This is a genomic window from Xenorhabdus budapestensis (assembly GCF_002632465.1).
Taxonomy (GTDB): domain Bacteria; phylum Pseudomonadota; class Gammaproteobacteria; order Enterobacterales; family Enterobacteriaceae; genus Xenorhabdus; species Xenorhabdus budapestensis.
In genome coordinates this window covers 4277-7757 of sequence record NZ_NIBS01000044.1, presented here as the reverse complement: position 1 = coordinate 7757, position 3481 = coordinate 4277, and the positions used below count along the sequence as shown (strand labels likewise).

Below are 3481 nucleotides of genomic sequence, written 5' to 3'. Positions count from 1 at the left end.
ATCAATACGGTGAAGCTGAATAGTCGCCGCTTGCTCTTTAGAGGTTGGGAAAAATGCCCCACCGACTTCCGCAAACAGGTCGGTATCATCCTGCTGTGCTCTACAGTGTTCGCAATGGTTTATCCAGTGCTGTCTGCGCAGCCGTTGGCTGACCGCTTTGCGCAGGGTGTGATGAAAACCGGGCAGCACGCTGCGCACAATAGTGGGAATATCGGCGATATAAAACAGAAACGCCGGGCTGTCCTGCTCTGAGTAGTCCACTTCCGTGCCGGGTTCATCGCCGTTATCCGCCTCCAGTAGCTGGTGTCCGGACGGCAACATAAACGCCGTGACGGTGGTGTGTTCATGACAGTGCGGGCACGGCGTCCGGGTTTGGGCCAGATACCAGAATTCAGCGTGGACATTGTAGAACGGTAACCAGTTCATAAACGGGGTCGGGTCAAAACTGTGGTCGATATACCAGGTTTGGGCGGCCGCATCCCAGTGCGCGCCCAGCTTTCGTACCTTTTCGTATTCATCGTCGGGAACATTTAAATCAATCCGCAGCATGGGTCTTCCTTCATTATTAAATCGTTAACCCAATAAATTAGTCAGACTATTTAGCTAATTTTTACCAAAGCATAAAGAGTTTATTGCTGACCACCGCTAAAAAACGCCGCATCCTTGGCATTTTGGAACCCATCATAAGGTGAGTATTTATGCGCGGTAGCTTTTCGATATCCTGTTCTGTTTGTCTGCTGGGGCTGGCTGTGTGGTGTATGCCGCTGGCTCAGGCGGCCGAAAAAGACGAACTGGCGAGTGCAAAGCGTCTGATTGAGCAGGTGCAAATGGCACTGGAACGCGCAAATATCGCAGAAAATCAGTCTGATACTTTAAAACACCCTCGTTATGACTTTGATTATCAGCGCATCCAGGCTGATCTCAACACCATCAAAGCCGGCATCGATCACTATCTCACGCCTTCCCGCGACCAGCCCCATGAATCCGGCGCGTTATCCGGCCATTACCGTCAGGAAAACCCACAATGACTGACGCACAACGCAATGCCTTTGAAGTGGCCTCCGGGCACTTTGATATCACTTTTCTGTATCTGGTATGCGTCGGGTTTTTCCTGGCCACCTTGTTTTTCTGGGCGGCCTGGGCCGCGGTGGATGTCTGGCATGGCTGGGCGAATGAAAAAGTGCGTAATCAGACCCTCAGCCAGTTTGCCATCCGAACCGCGGTATTACTGGTCGTGGCTGTCTGGATTTTTGCCAGTTAATGCAGCGAACATAATGAAAAGGAACAGAGTCAATATGAAGCAAATTTTTACCGTCTGCCAGCGTATCAGCACAAGCCTGATGACACGGGTCAGTACGTTCATACTGTTATTCGGCCTTTCCTGTGGATCAGCCTGGGCCGATTTACCGGCTATCGAACCGCCTAAAAGTGGTGGCGGTGGCGGATTGCTGGGACAGGCGAAAGGGTACGCGCAGGATGGCATTGTGATTGGCGGGTTGATCCTCTCGGCGGTGGCGTTCTTTAAGGTTGCCTCGGCCGCCGTCGAAACCTTTTCCGAAGTGCGGGATGGCAAATCGACCTGGACCCAGTTTGGCGCCATCGTCGTGGTCGGCGTGGTGCTGTTGGTTGCCGTGATTTGGCTGCTGTCGAAATCGGCCAGCATTATCTTTTAAGGCCGTCACCATGCAGACGATCGCTTTCTTACCTGACCGTTTAAACGCCGAACCGGTGGTGTTTCGTGGGTTCACCACCCCTGAGATGGGACTGGCCGCATTGGCTGGGATCGTGCTTGGACTGGCCGTCAGTCTTCCCCTGCTCCCGTTAGCCGGTTGGGTCATGATCCCGACCGGCATGTTGGTTATGCCTTTGTTCCTGATAAGCCTGGGCGGGCGCTGGCTTACGCATGTTAAACGTGGCAAGCCGGAGAATTATCTCTGGCTGAAGCTGGAAGAGAAAAAACGCCGGTTGGGTATCGGTGATCCGGCATGGATTATTGCCGCTCAGGGCTGGTCGTTGCGCCGCAGCAGGAGAGTACGATGAGCCGGTTTCGTCATGCGGTGAAAAACCGGGATCAGCATATTCTGACCCTGCGAGTGGTGTGCGGCATTTTAGTGTTGATATTGCTGCTGAGCCTGACGGGCTGGATGGCTTCACCGCGCCATCTTACCATCCATCATCCGCCAGACTTACGCACCGGCAGCACGCGCCCGTGGTGGGAAGTGCCTGCGCCCAGCGTCTACAGCTTTGCCTTCTATATTTTCCAGCAACTGAATGCCTGGCCGAAAAACGGGGCACAGGACTATCCGGCCAAAATTTACGCTTTATCACCTTATCTGACGCCGGCCTGTCAGGATTTTTTACGGGAAGATGCCAAAACCCGTGCCGACAGTGCCGAGCTGCCCGACCGGGTGCGGGTGGTGTATGAAATTCCCGGCCGCGGCTATGGGACGCGCAGTGTGACGGTGCGTGACCGGGATAACTGGGTGGTCCGGCTGGATTTGGTGGCCGATGAATATTACCACGCCGAACCGGTCAAACGGGCACTGGTACGTTATCCGCTGAAAGTGGTACGCTGGGAAGGCGATGCCGAACGTAATCCCTTCGGGCTGGCACTGGACTGTTACGACGGAATGCCACAGCGGCTGGAAGCCATGCCGCAACCTTTGGAAGAGAAAAAGGGCGTGTTTCAATGAGAGGATATCTACCTGGCTGCCGTCGTATTTGGTTAGGACTGGTCAGCATATTGCTGTTCAGCGTGGGCGCAAAAGCTGATGAATTAATGAAATGGGAACGTATTCCATTATCCCTCTCACTCAAGGTGGGGCAGGAGCGGATAATTTTTGCTGACCGGAATGTCCGTGTCGGTTTGCCGCCGTCACTCAGTGATAAATTGCGGGTACAAAGTGCCGGCGGGGCGGTGTACCTGAAAGCCCACAATGCCTTTTCGCCAACCCGTCTGAAATTGCAGGACAGCGAAAACGGCGAAATCATTTTACTGGATATCACCGCCAGTAAAACGGGCGCAACGGAACCAGTGCGTATTGTTTACCCGGATGAAAAACAATCCCTTGCGACTGGAAAATCACAATCGCAAAGCAACGCCAAATTATTGGCACCCGTTCCGGTCGCCTTAACCCGTTATGCCGCGCAGCAACTGTATGCCCCGTTACGTACCGTCGAGCCAGTGGCCGGCATCCAGCCAGTGAATCTGCATCTGACCCCATCCATCACCACCCTCTACCCGTCAGAGCCGATAGCCATCTCTCCGCTGGCAGGCTGGCGATTACACCCTCACACGGTCATCGCGCTGAAACTGCGCAATACGGCTAAACGCACTCTCACCCTTGACCCACGAGCCTTACAGGGGAAATTTGTCGCGGCTACGTTCCAGCATCGTTGGCTGGGTGAAACGGGGTCGCCGGAGGATACGACGGTATTGTACCTCGTCACAAAAGGGCGGCCGGAGAACGCCTTTATCCCT

General features: G+C 54.3%; 7 protein-coding genes. 6 read left to right on the top strand and 1 reads right to left on the bottom strand.

Annotated features, from left to right (window positions below; genetic code table 11):
• On the bottom strand, positions 1-549 hold a 549-nt coding region (locus Xbud_RS18060), incomplete at its 3' end, for a DUF5710 domain-containing protein (RefSeq protein ID WP_099137092.1).
• Positions 550-698: 149 nt separating this feature from the next.
• Here Xbud_RS18060 and Xbud_RS18055 point away from each other — a divergent pair.
• The 6 genes from Xbud_RS18055 to Xbud_RS18030 all read left to right on the top strand — a co-directional run.
• A complete protein-coding gene (locus Xbud_RS18055; protein ID WP_099137091.1) occupies positions 699-1028 on the top strand; it encodes an integrative conjugative element protein, RAQPRD family in 330 nt (109 codons plus the stop codon).
• Positions 1025-1261 carry a TIGR03758 family integrating conjugative element protein gene (locus Xbud_RS18050; RefSeq protein WP_099137090.1) on the top strand — a complete coding sequence of 79 codons (237 nt, stop codon included), beginning with the start codon at positions 1025-1027 and terminating at the stop codon, positions 1259-1261. Before Xbud_RS18055 ends, Xbud_RS18050 begins: the two co-directional genes overlap by 4 nt.
• Before the next feature lie 79 nt (positions 1262-1340).
• Positions 1341-1673, top strand: a complete 333-nt coding sequence (locus Xbud_RS18045) for a TIGR03745 family integrating conjugative element membrane protein (RefSeq protein ID WP_244590010.1) — start codon at positions 1341-1343, stop codon at positions 1671-1673.
• A gap of 10 nt (positions 1674-1683) precedes the next feature.
• Complete coding sequence (locus Xbud_RS18040) at positions 1684-2040, top strand: TIGR03750 family conjugal transfer protein (RefSeq protein ID WP_099137088.1); 357 nt, start codon at positions 1684-1686, stop codon at positions 2038-2040.
• Positions 2037-2693: a PFL_4703 family integrating conjugative element protein gene (locus Xbud_RS18035; RefSeq protein WP_099137086.1), complete on the top strand. Its 657-nt coding sequence runs from the start codon at positions 2037-2039 to the stop codon at positions 2691-2693. The genes Xbud_RS18040 and Xbud_RS18035 overlap by 4 nt, the downstream gene beginning before the upstream one ends.
• A partial coding sequence (locus Xbud_RS18030; protein WP_099137084.1) for a TIGR03749 family integrating conjugative element protein occupies positions 2690-3481 on the top strand: 792 nt, incomplete at its 3' end. The genes Xbud_RS18035 and Xbud_RS18030, both read left to right, overlap by 4 nt.